The sequence below is a fragment of the Porphyrobacter sp. YT40 genome, assembly GCF_006542605.1.
Taxonomy (GTDB): domain Bacteria; phylum Pseudomonadota; class Alphaproteobacteria; order Sphingomonadales; family Sphingomonadaceae; genus Erythrobacter.
Map to the genome: position 1 here is coordinate 147,265 of NZ_CP041222.1, position 17,262 is coordinate 164,526.

The following is a 17,262-nucleotide window of genomic DNA, read 5'->3' on the forward strand; positions in this document are numbered from 1 at the left end:
GCGCCAGAAGCGGGAGACAACACGGCGCGCAGCACGGGACGGAAATTCAATGACACGCAAGCTGTTCGGCACCGACGGGATCAGGGGTCGCACCAATGCCGGCGCGATGACCGCGGCGATGGCGATGAAGGTGGGGCAGGCTGCTGGCCGCCACTTCGTGCGCGGCGGGCACCGGCACCGGGTGGTGATAGGCAAGGACACGCGCCTGTCGGGCTACATGATGGAAAGCGCGCTGGTCGCGGGCTTCACGAGCGTCGGGATCGACGTGATCATGACCGGCCCGCTCCCCACCCCTGCCATCGCACTGCTGACGCGCGAGATGCGCGCCGACCTCGGCGTGATGATCTCGGCCAGCCACAACCTCTTCGCCGACAACGGGATCAAGCTGTTCGGCCCCGACGGGTTCAAGCTGTCGGACGAAGCCGAGACCGAGATCGAGCGGTTGATGGAAACCGACATCCCGCTCGCGCCCGCCGAACTGATCGGCCGCGCGCGCCGGATCGAGGATGCGCGCGGGCGCTATATCCACGCGGTCAAGCAGTCGGTCGCCGCCGAACTGCGCTTCGACGGCCTCAAGGTGGTGGTCGATTGCGCCAACGGCGCGGCCTATCAGGTCACGCCGAGCGCGATCTGGGAACTTGGCGCGGAGGTCGTGGCACTCGGCGTCACGCCCAATGGCACCAATATCAACGACGGGGTCGGCTCCACCGCAATCGCCGCGCTTCAGGCCAAGGTGGTCGAGGAAGGCGCGGATATCGGCATTGCGCTCGATGGCGATGCGGACCGGCTGATCGTGGTCGACGAGAAAGGACGCGCGGTCGATGGCGACCAGATCATGGCGCTGATCGCAGGCCGGATGCAGGATCGCGGCTCGCTCAGGGGCGGCGGAATCGTGGCGACGGTGATGAGCAATCTCGGGCTCGAGCGCTATCTGGGGGGCCGCGGGCTCGATCTGGTGCGCGCCAAGGTCGGCGACCGCTACGTACTCGAAGCGATGAAGGCGGGCGGCTACAATGTCGGCGGCGAGCAATCGGGGCACATGATCCTGCTCGATTATGCCACCACCGGCGATGGCACCGTCGCAGCGCTGCGCGTTCTGGCGAGCCTGGTGCGCAGCGGCAAGCCGGCGAGCGAGCTGCTCCACGTGTTCGATCCCGTGCCGCAGCTGCTCAAGAACGTGCGCTACGATGGCGGCAAGCCGCTCGACAACCCGCAGGTGCAAGCGGTGATCGCCGAGGCCGAGGCGACCCTCGCAGGCAAGGGCCGCCTCGTCATCCGCCCCTCGGGCACCGAGCCGGTGATCCGGGTAATGGCCGAGGGCGACGATCAGGGACAGGTCGAACAGGTGGTCGATGCGATCTGCGAGGCGGTCAGGGCCGCGGTCTAGGCCGTTACTTGATCCGTTCGTGCTGAGCTTGTCGAAGCACCGTCCTTCCTTCATGCCGTATCGGTGAAAAAGGACAGCCCTTCGAAAAGCTCAGGGCGAACGGGAGAAGGATTGAGAACCATGCTCGAAATGCGCCCCGATTGCGAAATGTGCGGCGCGGGCCTGCCGGCCGAGGCGCCCGGCGCTTTCATCTGCTCGTTCGAATGCACCTTCTGCGCCGAATGCGCCGAGGATCTCGACGACCGCTGCCCCAATTGCGGCGGCGAACTGATGGACCGCCCGACACGCGCCAAACCGCTCCACGCGAAATACCCGCCGAGCACGGAACGCAAATACAAGGGATGACCACGCCCGCGCCCTCCAGCCCGCCGCCTCGCATCCTGTCCATCGCCGGCTCGGACTCATCCGGCGGAGCGGGGATTCAGGCGGATATCAAGACCATCGCCATGCTCGGTGGCTATGCGATGACGGCGGTCACCGCGATCACCGCGCAGAACACGGTGGGGGTGCAGGGCATCGCCGCCATCGCGCCCGAAATGGTCGCGCAGCAGATCGCCTCGTGCATCGAGGATATCGGGGTGGACGCGATCAAGATCGGGATGCTCGCCGATCCGCAGGTGATCGCTGCCGTCGCCTCAGCGCTAGAGGGCGTCAGCGCGCCCATCGTGCTCGACCCGGTGATGATCGCCACCTCGGGCGCGGAGCTGGTGGGGCCCGACGCGGTGGCGGCATTGCGCGAGCGGCTGTTCCCCCGCGCGGCGCTGATCACGCCCAACCTGCCCGAACTGGCGCATCTCGCAGGCCGACTGCTCGCCAGCCACGAAGCGATGATCGCGGCGGCCGAGGAACTGGCCGAGGCAAGCGCCACCGCGGTACTGGCGAAGGGCGGCCATGCCGAGGGAGAGCGCATCTCGGATGTGCTTTACCTCCCCGCCACCGAGCAAGACGGCGCGCGCATCGTCTCTTTCGATCATGCGCGGATCGACACGCGCCACACCCACGGCACCGGCTGCACGCTGTCATCGGCGATCGCGACTCTGCTCGGCCATGGCCTGCCGCTGGAACACGCGGTCCGGCTGGCGCGGCAATTCGTGCTCCGCGCGATCGAAGAAGCGCCGGGCTTCGGCGCGGGCCACGGCCCGCTGGGGCATCAATCGGTCAGGTCGGTGGACTCGCGGATCTCGTAGAAATCGCAGATGCAGGCCCAGGCCTCTTCGGCGGTTTCGACCCAGGTGAAGAGGTCGAGATCGGCTTTGGAGATCACGCCTTCCTCGGCCAGCGCCTCGAAATTGACGACGCGGTTCCAGAAGTCCTTGCCGAACAGGATGATCGGCATGGGCTTCATCTTGCCGGTCTGGATCAGAGTGACGAGCTCGAAGAACTCGTCGAAGGTCCCGAACCCGCCCGGGAACACCGCCACTGCGCGGGCGCGCAGCAGGAAGTGCATCTTGCGCAGCGCGAAGTAGTGGAACTGGAAGCTCAGGTAGGGCGTGACATAGGGATTGGGCGCTTGCTCGTGCGGAAGCACGATGTTGAGCCCGATCGATTCGCTCCCCGCATCGGAAGCACCGCGGTTGCCCGCCTCCATGATCGAAGGCCCGCCGCCGGTGGTGACGACGAACTGGCGCTCGCCATTCTCGATGATGCCTTTCTCGCTGACCAGCCGCGCGAGGCGATAGGCTTCCTCGTAATACTTGGCTTTCTCGGCGAGGCGCTGGGCGACCTTCTGGTCGTATTCGCTGCCGTTCTTGGCGGCCTCGATCCGCGCCTCGGCCTGCGCCGGGCTCGGGATTCGGGCCGAACCATACATGACCAGCGTCGATCCAACGCGCGCTTCGTCGAGCAGCATTTCGGGCTTCAGCAGTTCCAGCTGAAAGCGCACGGGGCGCAGCTCGTCGCGCAGCAGGAAATCGGTGTCGCGGAAGGCGAGCTTGTAGGCGGGGTGCGCGGTCTGCGGCGTGCGCTCGGGCCCGCCCTCGGCAAAGCGGGTTTCCTCACCGGCGCGGTAGAACTTGCGGTCTGTCAGGTCTTTTTCGGTCATGTCCTGCCCCCTAATCGGGGCCGGTGAGCGCCGCAACAGATTTGGCCGCAAGCGCCGCGCGGGATCAATCGGCCAGCGCGGGCGCGCGCAGGGCAGGCGCGGCCGCGGCGGTCGAGAGCGGCTCGCTCGCCAGCAGATCGCCGAAGGTCAGCGGCTGCGCGACAAGGGTCGGGTGCGGCGAATAGCCGTCGTGCCAGTATTTGTGCTCGATCACGTCGCGCGCGATGCTCATCCCGAAGAACCGCCGGGGCTGGAGCGCGCGGTTGTCCGGCCCGGCGTGGAGCAGATCGCTGCGATAGAGGATGACCGATCCCTTGCGCGGCGCGGTCTGCACGAGGCGGAACCGCGCATCGAGCGAGCGACCTTGGCGCAGCAGCCGCCACAACGTGCGCGGCCCCAGATGGCGCAGGCTGAATTGCGCGTTCTTGCCGGTGAGGAAGCGCAGCAGATTGGGCTGGTGCTGATCCCACTGGGTCGAAAACACCCGGTCGCGCAGCTCGCCCGGTGCGAGCGGGGTCGCGGCGTCGTTTCGCATCCTCCAGATTTTCGCGAGATTGTGGCGGAAGATGCGCGCGTTCCAGCGGGTGCGGAAGCGCTCCATCTGCTCATAGGCCCCGCCGCCGTGGCGGTTGTCCGCGCCGCCATACATATGCGTGCCCGGCACGAACACCGTGCCGCCCTGCTCTGCCGACACATCCTCGACCGCGGCAAACAGGCTGATGACGCCCATCGGATCGCGATGGATATATTGGTGCGACGAGCCGCGATAGCTGGTGAAGGTCGCCACCTCGAGCACCGGGCGGGTGCGGCCGCAATATTCGCCCAGCACCCCTTCGAGCCGCCGGGCGAGCATCGCGGCAAAGCCGATCACCTCGGGGCTGGAGGGCAGCGCGCAGAAATCGCGGCGCAGATAGCGGTTGTCGGTCTCGCTGGCGAAGGCGCTGTGGCTGCGATCGGGATCGGCGATGGTGCGGCGGATCAGGTCGAGGCCGGTCGCGGCCTCCGCGTCGGACAGCAGGCCGGTGAGGATCACCAGCCCGTGCCGGTCCATCATCGCCAGCGCCTGCCGGACACAGGGTTCCGCCAGCCGCCCGCAATCGTCGAGCGCGGCGGGCACCTCGAACGCGGATGTGTCGTTGGAAACCTGAAGCGCCTTCATGCCACCTTGTCTCGTTATCCCGGCCTTTCCGGGACGATCCTTGCGGGCGCTATCATGGCACGCGACGGTCTCGTTCGGGTTAATGGGCGGCCTTCGCCATGGTTCAGCGCGCAAAATCCCTTCGCAAGCAAGACCTAACAGCACTTGTCACTTCACCCGATGCCGCCGCCGCCCGATAATCGCGCGCAGTGCCAAACAGGCTTCAGGGGAGTGCCACCGATGCCGATCAGACCTTCGTTCCCGCTTCTGACAGGCTGCGCGCTGGCGATGCTCCCGGTGCCGCTCGCCGCACGGCAGGACAGCGGCCCGCCCACGCTCGGCGAGCTTCAGCGCTTCTCTGCCGAGGCGCTTGCCAAGTCGGAAGCCAAGGTGAAGGCCTGGTATGCCGACAGCACGGTGCAGGCTTTGAAGGCTCGGGCCGACGCGGGGGACGCGCGGGCGCAGGTCGAATTTGCCGACAGGATCCGCGCCGACATCTTTGGTCAGGCCTGGTCGCGCGACAATATCGCCCAGAGCATGCTGCGCTACTACGCGATGGCGATGGCACAGAACCACGGGCCCGCCTTTGCGCGGGTCGGCGCGCTGGCGGAATCGCCCGAAGACAGCTACACGCTCAAGAGCACCTCGCGCGATCTGGGCGAGGCTTTCACCTATTACGAAAAGGGCGCCGAACTGGGCGACCGGGATGCGATCGCAGGCTATCTGCGTCTGGCGCTCAACCCCGTGTTCTGCACCTTCTGCGAGGACAAGAAGGACCTGAAATTCGACCGGGACAAGATGCGCGCAGCAGGCATCGAGTTTGAAAATGACATCGACGCCGCGCGGCAGACCGCAGCCTATCGAAAGGAAAAGCTTGCCGCCATCGGGAAGGCAAGCAAGCTCGCTGCGTCGGGGCGGATCAATGCCGGGGACAGCGCCGGGCACCAGCTGGCCGCGGCCTTGCTGACCGGCGTGCAGGTTCCCGATTACGCGCGCGAGATCATCTATCTTGAAGGCAAGGCGATCCTCGGCGTGCGCCCGACCGACAAGTCGGCGCAATGGCTGCTCAAGCCCGATCTGCCCGAGGCCGAGCGAATCCTTCTCGAAATGTCGATGCGCGGCGATGCGCTCGCCACCCGCAAGCTGGCGGAGCTCTATCTCAAGGGCCGCACCAATCTCTATTCGGCTGCGATCCCCAAGGACCCTGCCAAATATCTCTACCACATGAAGCGCGCGGTCGATCAGGGGAGCATGATCGCGGCCTATTCCGCCGGTGTCGAACTGCTGCGCGGCAACAATATCCCCGCCGATCCCAAGCTCGGGGCCGATTTTGTTTCGACCGCCGCCGCCGCCGGCTTCGGCCCGGCCGAGGAGCTGGCGGGATATGTCTTCCGCGACGGGCTCGGCACCGAAAGGAACCTCGAAGTCGCGCTGAAACTGTTCGAGCGCGCGGCGAACCACGGCCAGCTCAAGGCCGCCGAGGAGGCCGAGGCGCTCTACCGCGCGGGCTATGGCTCGGACCAGCCCGCCATGCGCACGGCAGGCGCGATGGCGATGGCGGCCAAGGCCAAGTCGATCCGGGAGCTTTCCCCCATGATGGCCGAGGCTGTGCGCCGGGCGCATTGGGACAAGTTCAAGTAGCGGGGAGCCTACCCCTCGATCAGCACGAAGGGCGCCCACACCGCCGGGTCGCTTTCGCCCGCAATCCCGCTCTGCCCGCGCACCATCGCCAGCTGGGCGGCGCGCAAGGCCTCGGCCCGGTCTGCTCCGGCTTCGGCGCGGCGCAGCGTCTCGACCGAGAGGAACGCCGCGGCATCGTCGCGCACCGGCCAGTGCGACAGCAGCAGCGCACGCGCGCCCGCCAGCTGGAAGGCGCGCGCCAGCCCGCCATAGGTCGCGCTGCCCCGGCCATTGCCCGCCGCCGTGTTGCAGGCCGACAGGATCACCCAATCGGCATTGAGATCGAGCGCGGCGATCTCCGAGGCGGTCAGCAGGCCGTCATTGCCGGATCCCGCCGCATCGGGCGGGGTCAGCACCAGCGCCGGTTCGCTCAGTTGCGCGATCTGTCCGCCCACCAGCCCGTGGGTCGAGAAGGCCAGCACGCGGTAATCGCCCAGCGGCGCGGCGCGCACCTGCGGCTCGGTCGCCTGCGCGCCGGTCAGCAGCAGCGATGGCTCTCCGGCGAAGGCGGCCTGCATCGCGGTCAGTTCGGCGAGCGAGCCCGGCAGGGACGGCAGCGCGCGCAGATCGGCCGGATCGATGGCAAGGCCGCGCAGCGAGGTGGCCGCGCCCCGCGTCTCGGCGAGCGCGGGCGCGCCGATCCCGGCAAAGCCCCGCCCCGGCGCACGGATCGCCGCGCGCGTGATGGGGCGCAGGCTGGAGCGCACGGCAATCGCGAAATCCTCGATCAGATAGCGCCCCGGCGTGTCCCGCGCGGCAGGCGCCGAGATCAGCACCGCAGGCGGAATCTGCGCCAGCGGCCCTCCCGAGGGAAAGGTCAGCCGGGTCTTGCCCGCCAGCGCGGCGGTGATCGCGGGCGGGAAGAACCGGCGATAGATTTCGTGCGCGGCACCGTCATTGAAGGCACCACCGGCGATGCTGCCTTCCTCCAGCGAATCGCGCAGCTGGCGAATCAAGGCGGTGGTGGAATTGTAGGCTGAGGCGGTCTCGGCCCATGTCGCCTTTTCGCGGGTCAGCAGGATCGTGACGTTGCGGTCGTCGATCACCATCGGAATCACGATCGCTTCGTCGGCGGCCAACCCGGCCTGCGCCTCGGGAATGGTGACGGGCCGCGGTCTCAGGAAAAGCGCATGATCGGGATAGCGGGCCTCCAGATCGCGTTCGGCAGCTTCGCGCCGGGCGATGGCGGCGCTCAGCGCATCGCCGGTCACGGTGCCGGCTGCCAGCTGATCGCGCGCTGCCGTCTCCTCGCTGCGTGCCGTGCGCACGGCCTCGAGCGCAGCGCCGAAGCCCTCGGCATCGCCGGGATAGGATATCTGCGCCGATCCCAGCGCCAACTCGCCCAAGGACGCCAGCTGGGCCGCGCGCCAGGCATCGTCGATCCGGCCGTTCTGCAGCGCCACCCAGGCAAAATCGCGGAACAGCGTGTTGTTGCCCGCCGCAATGGTGCGCACATCCTGCGCGCGGGCATAGGTATCGAGCAGGCGCGCCTCGTTGGCGGCGATATTGGCTTCCACCATGGCCAGAGCCCGCGCGGGTGCCCCGGCGCGCGCCAGGGCCTTGGCGATCATCATCTCGGAAGTGATCCGGGCCGGATGGGTCGGCGGCAGCTTGGCGGCGAAGGCTGGCGCGGCCAGATCGGCCAGCCGCACCGCCTCAGCATCATTGCCCAGAAAGGCTTCCGCGCGCGCCAGCCGCGACTGGATGAAGCCCCAGCGCAGATCGGCCGGGTCCGTGCCTTCGAGCAGGGTCAGACCTTCGCGATAGAGCGCCGCCGCCCCGGCGATGTCTCCCTCGCCCAGCAACAGGCCGCCGATCAATTCGCGGTGCATGGCGCGATCGCCGGCGGGCCGGTCGCCCTCGATCCGCATCGCCTCGCGTGCCAGCACCAGCGCCTCCTGCCGCCGCCCCAGCCCTGACAGGGCAACCGCGCGATATTGCAGGATCGGATAGAGCCGCGGGTCACCCTCACCCCATTCGCGCACGGCAAGGTCGGTGATCCGCGCGTAGAGCGCCGCGGCATCATCGAACCGGCCTGCGGTCTGGCTGCTGTCGACCATGTTATACCACACGGCAATCCAGTGGGGGTGCCCCTCGGGCAGGATCTCGAGCGCAAGCTTTTCGACGCGGAGCGAGGCGAGGCGTCCTGCCGCGCGATCGGCCAGTTGGAGATGGCGGGCATGGTAGACCGCGAAAAGCACCTGCGCCGGATCGTCGGCGGCAAGATCGCGCTCGGCCAGTTCCATCGCGGTGCGGTACAGGGCAACAGCGCCGGGCAGATCGTCACACCGCATCGCGTCGGTGCCGAGCACGAATTGCGACAAGGCCGGAGCGAGCGGGCTGTCGCCGGGCGGCTGCGAACCGATTTCGGCTAGCTGCTGACGGATTGCGGCCTTCACGGCGTCATCCGACCCTGCATGCAGCGTCGCACCGAGGCCCGTCACCTGCGCCACGAGACCCAGTCCGGCATCGCTATGTGCGGCATAGAGCCGGGCGGCCTCGACATAACGTTCGGCGATGTAGGCGCCGGTGATCGCTTCGGACGCGATGCGGGCGCGTTCCTCGTCTGTCAGCGGCTGGGCGCTGTCCGCCAGCCGCGCCGCTGCGGCTTCGTATCGGGCGACGCTGCCGACAAAGGGGTCGTCGGCCTGCGGCTCCCCCGCCTGCAGCGCCGACGCGCCGAGCAGCAATGCGAAGGCCGCAAAGGCCCTAGTCGAACACCACGAAATAGCTCGCACGCTTTTGCCCCCCATTGGCAATCTCGATCCTGTACCGCTGCGAGAACAACGGGGTGAAGCGGCAGCTGCGCCCCAGGCCGGGATCATGTTCGCACACGACCCGGTTCTTGGCATCCAGCAAGGTCAGGCGCAAGCGTGCGCCGGACTCGCCCGACAGTGCGATCTCGGCCGGTTTTCCGGCAAAAAACAATTGCTCGAGCCCGCGCTCCTCGCCCGGGGCGAGCGTCCCGCGCTGGAATCCGGGGCCGAGCGCGCGGCCGCGCAGAGGGGCGGGGTCGACACCGGCTGCGGCGCTCCACCGCGCGAGGCTGGCCTCGGCCTCGGACCCCTGCGGCGCGACGCCGCGGTTGCGCAGACGGGTTATGGCGGCGGTGAGCGCGGGCACATCGGCATCCTCCTCCGCCTGCGCTGCGGCTGCCAGATCGGCCGCCACGCGCAAGGCCTGCGAGGTTGCGGCGGGCGGCGCTGCTGCCGCATCGGTGGGCGGGGGCGGCAGCGGCGAGGCTCCGGCGCATGCGCCCAGCCATGCCGTCACGGCCAGCATCGCAAGCGCCCGCATCATCCCTCCTCCGGCGCCAGCAGGAAATGCGCACCCGGTTCGCTCGGCATGACGCGCAGGGTCAGCCCGTGACGCTCGGCGATCGCGCGGGCGAGCGCCAGCCCCAGCCCTGCCCCGGCCTGATCGCCCGCCTGCGCCGAGGGCCCGCGCCAGAAGCGCTCGAACACCCGCTCGCGCTCGTGCGCGGCGATGCCGGGGCCGTTGTCGGCGACGCTGAGCCGCGGGCCCTGTTCCAGCACCACCCGGATCGCCCCGCCCGGGCGGTTGTACTTGAAGGCATTGTCGAGCAGGTTGGTCAAAATCCGTCCCAACTGCGCCTCGTCCCCCATCAGGCTGACACCCGGCGCGATGTCCCAGCTGAAGGCATAGCCCGCGTCCTCGGCGCTGTCCTCGTACAATTCGCAGATCCGCGCGGTCATGGCGCTGAGATCGACCGGCGCCATGCCCTGCCGCTGGCCCTGCTTGGCCTTGCTGGCGGCGATGTCGAGCAGCGCCTCCAGCGTGCCGACCAGCTGGCGGATCTCGCCGCGCGCGGCGACCAGATGGGCGGCGGTGGCAGGCGCAGGATCATCCGCGAGCGCCTTCGCCAGCCGCGCATCGAGATGCGACAGCGGCGTGCGGATTTCGTGCGCGACCTGTTCGGAGGTCTCGCGATAGGCCGCCATCAGCTGGCGATCGCGCTGGAGAGCGCGCGCGGCCTGCCGGGCGACCTCGTCGATCTCGTCGGCGCTGTCGGTCGCGGCGAGCGCGGAGAGCGCCCGATCGTCGCCGCTGCGGAAGGCGGCATTGACCCCCGCGACCCGCTGCCGCACCCGCCCGCCTGCCGCCTGCGCGAACAGGGCGATGCAGGCGACGAACACCGCCCCGCCCAGCCCGAACACCAGCGCGACCCGCGACAGGATCGGCGCGCGTTCGGGCGCTTCGTGGGCGACCAGCAGCCTGAGATCGCCGGGCAGCAGCGTGGCGCGGGCGTGCGCCTCGGTCTGGCGGCCGATCCGCACCGGGCCGCTTTCGGACACCGCCGGATCGAGCCCCGGCCATGCGGCGAGATCGCCCGCCAACCGCGCACCCGCCGCGTCGGCGAGCAGATAATGCGCCCGCGCCCCGTCGCTCGGCACCAGCGCCAGCCGGTCGGCGATCCGGCGTGTGAGTTCGTCCCTGCCGCCGCTGGCGTGAATATCGACCAGCCCTGCGAGATCGACGTCCACCCCTTCGCGCAAGGACGCGGCGATGGTCTCGTTGATCGTGCGGTCGGTCACCCACCACAGCCCGCACAACAGCACCGCCGACAGCGCGGCGGAGAGCAGCGTGATGCGGGAAAAGATCGAATGGCGCACGGTCAGGACGGCGTCCCGTCGAGCAGGCGATAGCCGGTGCCCCATACGGTCTCGAGCGCCGGCCCCTCAAAGCCGTGCTCGAGCTTGCGCCGCAGACGGCCGATATTGACGTCGACGACATTGGTCTGGGGATCGAAGCTCATGTTCCAGACATCGCGCAGCAGCATCTCGCGGGTCACGACCTCGCCCGCGTTTTCCATGAAATAGCGGAACAGCTCGAACTCGCGCGGGGAGAGCGCAAGGTGCCGGTTGCTGCGAAATGCAGTGCGCGCCTTCACGTGGCATTCGAACGCGCCATAAAGGATCACCGCGCTGTGTTCCCGGCCCGAGGCGCGGCGGTGCAGCGCGCGGATGCGGGCGAAGAGCTCCAAAGCCTCGAACGGCTTGGCAAGGTAATCGTCCGCGCCTGCCTCCAGCCCCTCGGCCCGGTCCCCGGTGCGGCCCAGCGCGCTCAGCATCAGCACCGGCGTGCTCACCCCGCTGTCGCGCAGCCGGGCGACCAGCGACAGGCCATCGGCATCGCCCAGCATCCGGTCCATGATGATGACATCGAAGGCCTCCATCCCCGCCCGGCGCAGACCGGCGAGCCCGTCGCTCTCGACCACGATGGTGTCGCCCTGCTCCCAGCCCAGCGCCCGCATGTCCGCCGCGGCGCGGGCATCATCCTCGATATACAGAACTTTCATCGCAGGTGTCGTCCGGTGCCTGTGAAGCGGTGTGTCGTGTGACAGGTCTGGCGGCACAGCGCGCGCGCTGCAAGCCCGGGCCGCCCGTCATGACAGGCATTGTCATCTTTATGTCAGGGCTTGTCGCTGGAGCCCCAAGCCAGCGCAGGCCTATTGCGGCGGCACCACCACAGGGAGAATGCCATGCCCCGTGCCAGACCCGGCCACCTGATCGCCCTTGGCCTGTCGGCAGCGCTTGCCACGCCGATGCTCGCCACGACCGTCGCAGCAACCGAGGCCTCGACCGACGATCCCGAGCTGGTCTACGAATGCTGGGCGGCGCTCGATTTCGCGAGCCAGCGCGGCAAGGCCCCCGGCGTCGTCCCCAACACCGCGCGCGCGCAGTTCGATGCGCTGACCAGAAACGATCCGGCCACAGGCAAGGCCGCGCGGCAGGCGATCGACAAGGTGTGGGCGGATTACCGCAAGCAGAACGGCAAGGCGATGCTGGAGCGCTACATCCTCGGCGTCGCGCAGGATTGCGCCGCCCTGTATGGCGCGAAACCGCAGACCGCCACGAGCGAACAGGAGCTCGGCCCGCTCGGCACGCTCAGCGCGGGCGCGCTCAGGGCCTATGTCCAGCGCACCGGCGATGCCGGGGCGGTGGCGGATTATCTCGTCTATCACTACCCCTACGGCAAGGACACGTTCAAGCCGAACGCCGATGGCGACTATCTCGGCGAGTTGATCGTGGCAGCCGGTGCGAAAGGCCTGCGCGCATGGAGCGACGAGGCGGTCTATGCCATCGCCAACAAGTATTACTGGCAATACAACCCGCCCGCCACGCGCCTGATCTTCGCCGAATACCAGCGCCGGATGCGCGCGGCGCGGCAGAGCGAGGAACAGGCCCGCGCAAGGGCCGAAGCCGAGGCGGCGCGCCGCGCGCAGATGGCACGGTCCGCCAATGCGCGCCCGGTCGGATCGCTCGGCTCGGGCAACACCGCCCCGCCCCGCAGCAGCGGGATCGTGGTTTGCACGACTTACGAAGGCCCGAACGGCGGGCGTGTCTGCAAGGAGCAGAAATGATCATGAAATATGCTGTCCCGACCATGCTCGCCGCGCTGGCGATCTCCTGTCCCGTGTTGGCGGATGACGCCGCAGGCCGCCCGGATGCCGCGGCCCATTATGCCGCTTTCGACGCCGCATCGAAGTCGGGGCTTTCGCCGCAGTCCATGTCCGAGGAACTGGCCTGCGCGGCCTATTGGGAGCGCTGGGCGTCGAGCCTCGAGGCCACGTCCGACGCGGCCTTCGTCGCCAGCCTCCACCCCGATTTGAGCGTCGCCAATGCGCGCGGACGGATCATCCGCTTCCAGCGCATCGCCCGCCGCAGGCAGGGCGAAATGGTCGACGAAGCCGAATTTGCCGAGGACATCGCGGAAGCCCAGGCGATGGCGGAGCGATCCTATGGCCGCTACGCGCGGCGCGAGGAGCGCGGCTTCGAACGGTTCATCGAAATGCTCGGCATCTGCCGCTGATCCGGCCGATCGCCGACGGCACATCGCAGTGCGTCCCGCAGGGCGGTCAGTCGGCAGGCATGGTGTGGGAAGATTGGATGCCCCGCAAGGATTCGAACCTTGATTGACGGAGTCAGAGTCCGCTCTCTTACCATTAGAGGACGGGGCATTGGCCTTGCCCCCGGCAGGTTCCGGGCGGCGCAGCGAGAGCGCTCCCTAGTTTCGCGCGCGCGGCAGGTCAAGCGCTGACGTTGCGGGTGATTGCTTGCCCTTGGCCAAGGCTTGGGGTAACTTCCGCTCAGGTGCCATGCGCATGAGAGGCGCGTATGGTGATGCGAAAGTAATGCGATCATGGCGGAAACACTCCCGCCGGACAGGAATAACAGTGCTGGGAAGAACCGGGGCGGCAAGTCCGGCAAGGTAGCCGATTTCCGCTACAAGAAGCGCCCCCCTCAGCCCGAAGCCCGCAAGCCCGATCGTGCCGGTCGGCCCAAGGCTGCCAGCAACGATGCCCGCCGCGTGGTGCGCCCTTCTGCCGCAAATGGCGGTGGTGAGAATGGCAGGGCTGGCAACGGCACCGCTGCGTCCCATACCGATCTGGCCGATATCGGTCCGTTGCGCCCCACCGCGCATGGCGAGGCCTATGCCGCGCTCGACCTCGGCACCAACAATTGCCGCCTGCTGATCGCCCGCCCATCGGGCCGCGATTTTACCGTGATCGACGCCTTCAGCCGCGTGGTGAAACTGGGCGAGGGCCTGGCCACCAGCGGACGGCTGAGCGATGCGGCGATGGACCGCACGCTCGCCGCGCTGACGATCTGCGCCGACAAGTTGCAGCGCCGCAATGTCCGCCTCGCCCGCTCGGTCGCGACCGAGGCCTGCCGCCGCGCCGCCAACGGCCCCGAATTCATCGAGCGGGTGCGCCACGAAACCGGCATCGCGCTCGACATCATCAGCGCCGAGGAAGAGGCGCGGCTCGCGGTGCTGGGGTGCCACATCCTGCTCGAATCGGGCGATGGCCCGGCGGTGATCTTCGACATCGGCGGCGGATCGACCGAACTGGTACTGGTAGATGCGGGCGAAGGCCCGGCGCGCGTCCCGCGCATTCTCGACTGGCACAGCGTGCCCTGGGGCGTGGTCTCTTTGACCGACACCGTCGGCCGGGCCGAGGACAGCGAGGCCGCGCGCATCGCCCGCTTCAAGCGGATGCGCGAACTGGTAACGGGTAGCTTTGCTCCCTTCGCCGCCCGCGTCGCCAAGGCGGCGCACCACGAGGATATCCGCCTGCTGGGGACCAGCGGCACCGTGACGACGCTCGCCAGCCTCTATCTCGAGCTGCCGTCCTACGACCGCAAGGCGGTGGACGGGTTGATCGTGCCCGCCAGCGAAATGCGCGGGATCAGCGCGCGGCTTTCGTCGATGACACCCTACGAACGCTCGACCCTGCCCTGCATCGGGCAGGACCGGGCCGAGCTGGTGGTGGCGGGCTGCGCGATTCTCGAAGCGATTCTCGACCTGTGGCCCGCGCGGCGGCTGGGGGTGGCGGACCGCGGCATCCGCGAGGGCATTTTGCGCTCGATCATGGCGGCCGAGCGCCAGTCCGAACGCACGCTCAAGGCGCTGCACCAGCAGCGCGGCAACGGCGCAGCCAGCGGGCGGCCCCGCGCGTGACCCGCGGCACCAAGACGCCGGGCAAGCGCGTCAAGACCGCCAAGGGCCGCACGGCGAGCCAGGTGCGCTGGCTCGAACGCCAGCTCAACGACCCCTACGTGCGTCAGGCCAAGGCCGACGGCTATCGCAGCCGCGCGGCCTACAAGCTGATCGAGCTGGACGAGCGATTCGGGCTGCTCAAGAATGCCAGCCGCGTGGTCGATCTGGGCATTGCGCCGGGCGGCTGGACGCAGGTGGTGCGCGCCAAGAAGCCAAAAGCCGAAGTAGTCGGGATTGACCTGCTACCGGTCGAGCCGATCGAAGGCGTGACGATCTTCCAGATGGATTTCATGGACGACAAGGCCCCCGCCCTGCTCGCCGAAGCCCTTGGCGGCCCGCCCGATCTGGTGCTCTCGGACATGGCGGCCAACACCGTCGGCCACAAGCAGACCGATCATCTGCGCACGATGGGGCTGGTCGAGGCCGGGGCGTGGTTCGCCGTGGAGAATCTCGCGCCCGGCGGGGCTTTCGTCGCCAAGGTGCTGGCGGGCGGCACCGATACCGATCTGCTGGCGCTGCTCAAGAAGCACTTCACAGCCGTCAAGCACGCCAAGCCCCCGGCGAGCCGCAAGGGCTCGTCGGAGTGGTATGTCATCGCTCAGGGGTTCAAGGGCTGAAGCGCAGGGGAGCGGACGAAAGCCCGCCTCCCCGCAGCCACAAAGTCCTTAGCGACCGGCGCCCGGGTTCGAGGCGACCGGCTGGTCGGCGCTGGCACCACCGGCGGCTTCGGCCTCGGTCGGGTTCTCGCCTTCGACGGGCGCCGCAGCGTCAGCCGGATCGGGCGCGCCTTCCGCACCGGCATCCCCTGCTGCCGCATCGGCGACGAAGGTCGGCACCGGCAGGTTCGAGCCCTTCGAGTTGAGATACATCGCAATTGCGGCGCGGTCTTCGATCTTGGACAGGCCGGCAAAGCTCATCTTGGTGCCCTGGACGTAACCCTTGGGGTTCTTGAGCCACTGGTTCATCTTGTCCCAGTCCCAGGTACCGCCAACGGCCTTCAGTTCGGCGCTGTAGGCAAAACCGGGGTGGCCTGCGACAGCCTTGCCCATCGTGCCGTAGAGGTTGGGGCCGATGCCGTTGGCGCCGCCCTGATCGATGGTGTGGCAGCTCTGGCACTTGGAAAAGGCCTTCTCGCCCGCCGCGATCAGATCGGCGGCCGGCATCGTGTTGAGCGCTTCGGCCATCGTCATTTCCGCCGGGCCGGCACCTTCCTCGACCACGCCTTCGATCACGTAGCCGAGCTTTTCCGGGCGTTCGGGCTTGTCGGCTTCGAAGTAGTGCTTCGAAATCTGCGCCAGGCCGAGGCCCACGACGCCGGCAAACAGCACCCAGCCAGCGGCCGTGTTGAACAGATCGCCGCCACCATTCTGGCCTGCGGCTTTATCCTGCGAAGAGTTGTCCTGTGTCATCCCGCGCGCTCCATAATGACGGTCCCGCGCGCACGCAAGACCGATCGTGGCACGATTTCTTGCGGCTTTTGCAAGCAGGCTTGTGTGGCCGTGCGGGCCGCTCTAGGCGACGAACACCATGCGATCCTTCCCCGGCCCCGCCCTTGAACTTGTCGACCGGATGCGCGCCGCGGCGGCCGCCGATCCGGCGCGCGCGATCGCCTTTCAAGGATCGCCCGGCGCCAATTCCCACCGCGCCGCGACCGAGGCCCGGCCCGACCGCGCCCCGCTGCCGTGCTTCAGCTTCGAAGACGCGCTCGAAGCGGTGAAGGACGGGCGCGCGGGCGAAGCGATCATCCCGATCGAGAATTCGCAGCATGGCCGCGTCGCCGACATCCACTTCCTGCTGCCCGAAAGCGGGCTGCACATCATCGGCGAATATTTCATGCCGATCCACCATGCGCTGATGGCGCTGGGAAGCGGGCCGTTCGAGGCTGCCTACAGCCATCCACAGGCGCTCGGCCAGTCGCGGCACTACCTGCGCGCGCGCGGCATCGTGCCGCTCAGCCATGCCGACACCGCCGGCGCAGCAGCCTATGTTGCCGAGCGTGGCGATCCCACCGTCGCGGCGATCGCCCCGGCGCTGGCGGCGGAGCTTTATGGCCTCACCATCATCGAGCACAATGTCGAGGACAGTCCCGACAACATGACCCGCTTCGTCCTGCTCGCCAAACAGGCGCTTGCGCCCGCGGCGCTGGCGGGCAAGCCGGTGATGACGACCTTTATCTTCGAGGTGAAGAACATCCCCGCCGCGCTCTACAAGGCGCTGGGCGGGTTCGCCACCAACGGCGTCAACATGACCAAGCTGGAAAGCTACCAGCAGGGCACCAGCTTTGCCGCGACGACCTTCTACGCCGACATCATCGGCGCGCCGGGCGATCCGGCGGTCGACCGGGCGTTGGAGGAATGCGCGTTCCATTCCAAGGAATTGCGCATTCTGGGCACTTACGAACAGGCCCGCGCGCGCGGATAGATCGACCCCGCCGGGGGCAGCGCGCGGTTTACCGTTGCACCGCGCCAAGCGTCATGCCACCACCGCACACGG

The 17,262-nt window shown here is 68.4% G+C and carries 16 protein-coding genes and 1 tRNA gene; 9 read left to right on the forward strand and 8 right to left on the reverse strand.

Going from position 1 to position 17,262, the window contains the following annotated elements; genetic code table 11:
• The first annotated feature begins 49 nt into the window (after window positions 1-49).
• The 3 genes from glmM (at window position 50) to thiD (ending at window position 2,574) form a co-directional block, all read left to right on the forward strand.
• Entirely contained in the window at window positions 50-1,387 is a 1,338-nt protein-coding gene (gene glmM / locus E2E27_RS00715; RefSeq protein WP_141457053.1) for a phosphoglucosamine mutase, read from the forward strand.
• 120 nt (window positions 1,388-1,507) lie between these two features.
• Window positions 1,508-1,732, forward strand: coding sequence for a DUF1272 domain-containing protein (locus tag E2E27_RS00720; RefSeq protein WP_141457055.1), 225 nt, complete (start codon window positions 1,508-1,510; stop codon window positions 1,730-1,732).
• Window positions 1,729-2,574, forward strand: a complete 846-nt coding sequence (thiD, locus tag E2E27_RS00725; protein WP_141457057.1) for a bifunctional hydroxymethylpyrimidine kinase/phosphomethylpyrimidine kinase — start codon at window positions 1,729-1,731, stop codon at window positions 2,572-2,574. Before E2E27_RS00720 ends, thiD begins: the two co-directional genes overlap by 4 nt.
• Here thiD and E2E27_RS00730 read toward each other — a convergent pair.
• The gene (locus E2E27_RS00730; RefSeq protein ID WP_141457059.1) at window positions 2,538-3,428 is read right to left on the reverse strand and encodes an LOG family protein; all 891 of its coding nucleotides are present in this window, start codon (window positions 3,426-3,428) and stop codon (window positions 2,538-2,540) included. The two genes, thiD and E2E27_RS00730, sit on opposite strands and share 37 nt — an antisense overlap.
• A gap of 64 nt (window positions 3,429-3,492) precedes the next feature.
• Complete coding sequence (locus E2E27_RS00735) at window positions 3,493-4,587, reverse strand: phytanoyl-CoA dioxygenase family protein (RefSeq protein ID WP_141457061.1); 1,095 nt, start codon at window positions 4,585-4,587, stop codon at window positions 3,493-3,495.
• A 219-nt stretch (window positions 4,588-4,806) separates the two neighbouring features.
• Here E2E27_RS00735 and E2E27_RS00740 point away from each other — a divergent pair, with 219 nt between their 5' ends.
• Entirely contained in the window at window positions 4,807-6,207 is a 1,401-nt protein-coding gene (locus E2E27_RS00740) for a tetratricopeptide repeat protein (protein WP_181443507.1), read from the forward strand.
• 8 nt (window positions 6,208-6,215) lie between these two features.
• On the opposite strand, the gene E2E27_RS00745 is transcribed toward E2E27_RS00740, so the two are convergent.
• Genes E2E27_RS00745 through E2E27_RS00755 form a run of 4 tightly spaced genes read right to left on the reverse strand, consistent with a single transcriptional unit; the run spans window position 6,216 to window position 11,566 of the window.
• Window positions 6,216-8,984, reverse strand: a complete 2,769-nt coding sequence (locus tag E2E27_RS00745; protein ID WP_181443508.1) for a CHAT domain-containing protein — start codon at window positions 8,982-8,984, stop codon at window positions 6,216-6,218.
• Window positions 8,956-9,546: a hypothetical protein gene (locus E2E27_RS18580; protein ID WP_181443509.1), complete on the reverse strand. Its 591-nt coding sequence runs from the start codon at window positions 9,544-9,546 to the stop codon at window positions 8,956-8,958. Before E2E27_RS18580 ends, E2E27_RS00745 begins: the two co-directional genes overlap by 29 nt.
• Window positions 9,543-10,880 (reverse strand): sensor histidine kinase, encoded by a 1,338-nt coding sequence (locus tag E2E27_RS00750; RefSeq protein ID WP_234036130.1) that lies wholly within the window; start codon window positions 10,878-10,880, stop codon window positions 9,543-9,545. The genes E2E27_RS18580 and E2E27_RS00750 overlap by 4 nt, the downstream gene beginning before the upstream one ends.
• A gap of 2 nt (window positions 10,881-10,882) precedes the next feature.
• Window positions 10,883-11,566 carry a response regulator transcription factor gene (locus tag E2E27_RS00755; RefSeq protein ID WP_141457069.1) on the reverse strand — a complete coding sequence of 228 codons (684 nt, stop codon included), beginning with the start codon at window positions 11,564-11,566 and terminating at the stop codon, window positions 10,883-10,885.
• A gap of 183 nt (window positions 11,567-11,749) precedes the next feature.
• On the opposite strand from E2E27_RS00755, the gene E2E27_RS00760 reads away from it, so the two are divergent.
• Entirely contained in the window at window positions 11,750-12,631 is an 882-nt protein-coding gene (locus E2E27_RS00760; protein ID WP_141457072.1) for a hypothetical protein, read from the forward strand.
• Window positions 12,628-13,080 (forward strand): hypothetical protein, encoded by a 453-nt coding sequence (locus tag E2E27_RS00765; protein WP_141457074.1) that lies wholly within the window; start codon window positions 12,628-12,630, stop codon window positions 13,078-13,080. Before E2E27_RS00760 ends, E2E27_RS00765 begins: the two co-directional genes overlap by 4 nt.
• A gap of 74 nt (window positions 13,081-13,154) precedes the next feature.
• Here E2E27_RS00765 and E2E27_RS00770 read toward each other — a convergent pair.
• Window positions 13,155-13,228: transfer RNA gene (locus E2E27_RS00770), tRNA-Gln, on the reverse strand.
• A 182-nt stretch (window positions 13,229-13,410) separates the two neighbouring features.
• Here E2E27_RS00770 and E2E27_RS00775 point away from each other — a divergent pair.
• Both E2E27_RS00775 and E2E27_RS00780 read left to right on the forward strand, forming a co-directional pair.
• Window positions 13,411-14,730, forward strand: coding sequence for a Ppx/GppA phosphatase family protein (locus E2E27_RS00775; protein WP_141457076.1), 1,320 nt, complete (start codon window positions 13,411-13,413; stop codon window positions 14,728-14,730).
• Entirely contained in the window at window positions 14,727-15,386 is a 660-nt protein-coding gene (locus E2E27_RS00780; RefSeq protein WP_141457078.1) for an RlmE family RNA methyltransferase, read from the forward strand. Before E2E27_RS00775 ends, E2E27_RS00780 begins: the two co-directional genes overlap by 4 nt.
• A gap of 48 nt (window positions 15,387-15,434) precedes the next feature.
• Here the strand turns inward: E2E27_RS00780 and E2E27_RS00785 are convergent, their stop codons facing one another.
• A complete protein-coding gene (locus E2E27_RS00785; protein ID WP_141457080.1) occupies window positions 15,435-16,178 on the reverse strand; it encodes a c-type cytochrome in 744 nt (247 codons plus the stop codon).
• 118 nt (window positions 16,179-16,296) lie between these two features.
• Between E2E27_RS00785 and E2E27_RS00790 the strand changes: the two genes are divergently transcribed.
• Window positions 16,297-17,190: a prephenate dehydratase gene (locus E2E27_RS00790; protein ID WP_141457082.1), complete on the forward strand. Its 894-nt coding sequence runs from the start codon at window positions 16,297-16,299 to the stop codon at window positions 17,188-17,190.
• Window positions 17,191-17,262 lie beyond the last annotated feature (72 nt).

Coding starts and splice junctions, on each gene's coding strand:
- glmM (WP_141457053.1), top strand. CDS start 50: ATGACACGCAAGCTGTTCGGCACCGACGGGATCAGGGGTCGCACCAAT.
- E2E27_RS00720 (WP_141457055.1), top strand. CDS start 1,508: ATGCTCGAAATGCGCCCCGATTGCGAAATGTGCGGCGCGGGCCTGCCG.
- thiD (WP_141457057.1), top strand. CDS start 1,729: ATGACCACGCCCGCGCCCTCCAGCCCGCCGCCTCGCATCCTGTCCATC.
- E2E27_RS00730 (WP_141457059.1), bottom strand. CDS start 3,428: ATGACCGAAAAAGACCTGACAGACCGCAAGTTCTACCGCGCCGGTGAG.
- E2E27_RS00735 (WP_141457061.1), bottom strand. CDS start 4,587: ATGAAGGCGCTTCAGGTTTCCAACGACACATCCGCGTTCGAGGTGCCC.
- E2E27_RS00740 (WP_181443507.1), top strand. CDS start 4,807: ATGCCGATCAGACCTTCGTTCCCGCTTCTGACAGGCTGCGCGCTGGCG.
- E2E27_RS18580 (WP_181443509.1), bottom strand. CDS start 9,546: ATGATGCGGGCGCTTGCGATGCTGGCCGTGACGGCATGGCTGGGCGCA.
- E2E27_RS00755 (WP_141457069.1), bottom strand. CDS start 11,566: ATGAAAGTTCTGTATATCGAGGATGATGCCCGCGCCGCGGCGGACATG.
- E2E27_RS00760 (WP_141457072.1), top strand. CDS start 11,750: ATGCCCCGTGCCAGACCCGGCCACCTGATCGCCCTTGGCCTGTCGGCA.
- E2E27_RS00765 (WP_141457074.1), top strand. CDS start 12,628: ATGATCATGAAATATGCTGTCCCGACCATGCTCGCCGCGCTGGCGATC.
- E2E27_RS00775 (WP_141457076.1), top strand. CDS start 13,411: ATGGCGGAAACACTCCCGCCGGACAGGAATAACAGTGCTGGGAAGAAC.
- E2E27_RS00785 (WP_141457080.1), bottom strand. CDS start 16,178: ATGACACAGGACAACTCTTCGCAGGATAAAGCCGCAGGCCAGAATGGT.
- E2E27_RS00790 (WP_141457082.1), top strand. CDS start 16,297: ATGCGATCCTTCCCCGGCCCCGCCCTTGAACTTGTCGACCGGATGCGC.